Source organism: Campylobacter concisus (genome assembly GCF_902460895.1).
Lineage (GTDB): Bacteria > Campylobacterota > Campylobacteria > Campylobacterales > Campylobacteraceae > Campylobacter_A > Campylobacter_A concisus_BC.
The window spans coordinates 91,592-93,502 of the sequence record NZ_CABPVL010000004.1 but is presented as its reverse complement, the minus strand read 5'-3'; the positions used below and the strand labels follow the sequence as shown (position 1 = coordinate 93,502).

The window sequence follows — 1,911 nt, the reverse complement described above, 5'->3', positions numbered from 1 at the left end:
TCTAAAAACAAATATTTTACTTTTAATTTCTATTATTATTGTTTTTTGCTTTCTCATTAAATTTACAATTTATAAATCAGATGGCTATTTAATCTATTTGTGTATTTTTTCATGGATTTCTGCTATTGGTGTGATTATTTGGGCCTTATGGCCTGAAAAATTTGTACCAAATAAACCACAAGACAAAAAACGCAAAAAGCAAAAGAAGCTAAAAATTAAATTTGAAAAAAGAATTCGCTTAATTTTACAAATGTAAAGTTAAAGAACAAACAATGCAGCAGGAGTGATGATGCGGTGACATAATCCATTAACGGAAAATTATATAGGCCTGTAGGGTAAATAAAAGGAGGAAAGATGCTAGTTTAAAATCATTATGAATTTACGCAAGATGGGCTTTTAGTTGTTAGGAAAAACGAATTGCAGCGTTCAGGCCTAAAAAATATCTCAAAGCAGGAATTTAAGAAAGCTAGCGATTTAAGCATGATAAATTATGTGCTATGGGGAGAAGATTTTGTTATAAGTTGTGGGGATACCAGAAGCTACTTGGGCTGGCATCGGTGGCTGGATTACTTCTGACCCAAGAAAACAGATAAAAGATACTTATTATTTTTTAAAAAAGGCATAATAAATACTATAAATTCAATACAAGAAATTAATACAAAAGAGGGAAAGTAGTGGATATAATTTTTGCGTTTTTTGTGGGTGTTATGTGTTTTTTGCATGTGTTTAGTCTACTTGTTAATCAAAGTGTAAAGATAGGTGAAAAATTTATTGATTTTAGAAATATGGGGGATTGGTATCTTCTATCAGTACTTACATTTTTTATTTTAGGCTGTATTGGATTTTATTTTGCTTTGCGTTCCACAAAAAACATCAAAAAATACCCAGAGTATTTAGTATGCCTTAAATGTAAAGCTACTTGGTGGTTTGGGCATTTACGCGATAAAAGTAAATGCAATTTTTGTGGTGGCGAGGTGATGGATGCAAATAAATATGGTGACTATATAAGAAAACTAGAATTTTTAGAAAAAAAGGAAAAAGGACCCAAAAGAAGAAGCGTTAGAAATAAGAGAAAAAAAGATAAAGGCAATGTTGATGATTGATGTAAATTTACGAGTAAATAGGCTTAAGTCATGATTAAAATACGGATCGTGATAGCAATATTTTTTACATCGTTATCATCTTTAAATTTATATAAACTATTAACAGACGAAGGCTATAAAGGAGGAAAAGTATATGTAGTATCAACTGCGCAGTCTATAATCATGCAGATAGTTTTAATTATTTTGTTGATCACATATACGATATATTTGATAAGGTTAAATTCTAAAATACCAGAATTTACAAAGTGCCCAAAGTGTAAAAATAGTTATAATTACGCTGATACTAAAAATGGCAAATGCCCTAAATGTAATGTTGAAACAATAGAAGTTGAAAAATATTATAGACAGTTTCCAGATGAGTTGAAAAATTTAGAAAAAGATAAAAGTGTTTAGACATTCTCTTGCCTTGGGCAGTAGGAGCTGGCTTGTATGGATTTTAAGATTGGAAAAACGACAAATGAGAGCTAAGATTTTTTTGATTTTTATATCTATTAGTTCATATATTTACGCTTTTAGTTTTTTGGAGTTTAATTATATTTCATATCGTGGATTTAAATATTACTTTTCAAATGATGTTGAAAAATTTATATTTTTTGCGTTATTTTTTATATTTGCGAGTTTTTGTCTTTTTGGCATTTTTTATAAAAAGAAGCCTAAATGAATAAAATGTTGCAAAAAGATATAAGTAGATCGCATGCATGGGAACAAATAGGCAAAATAGAACCGAGATATTAAATTTGCAAAAGATTGTTTAATGATAATATAGTCTTTGTTTAACAGGAGTAACAATAAGTGACTTATTCTTTTG

At 28.9% G+C, this 1,911-nt stretch carries 2 protein-coding genes and 1 pseudogene; all 3 read left to right on the top strand.

Features of this window, described 5'->3' with window-relative positions; translation table 11 throughout:
• Positions 1-256: pseudogene (locus F3G98_RS10820) on the top strand (hypothetical protein); the annotation flags it as partial.
• A 418-nt stretch (positions 257-674) separates the two neighbouring features.
• Complete coding sequence (locus F3G98_RS07100; protein ID WP_103607733.1) at positions 675-1,103, top strand: hypothetical protein; 429 nt, start codon at positions 675-677, stop codon at positions 1,101-1,103.
• A 30-nt stretch (positions 1,104-1,133) separates the two neighbouring features.
• Positions 1,134-1,496, top strand: coding sequence for a hypothetical protein (locus F3G98_RS07095; RefSeq protein ID WP_103607734.1), 363 nt, complete (start codon positions 1,134-1,136; stop codon positions 1,494-1,496).
• Positions 1,497-1,911 lie beyond the last annotated feature (415 nt).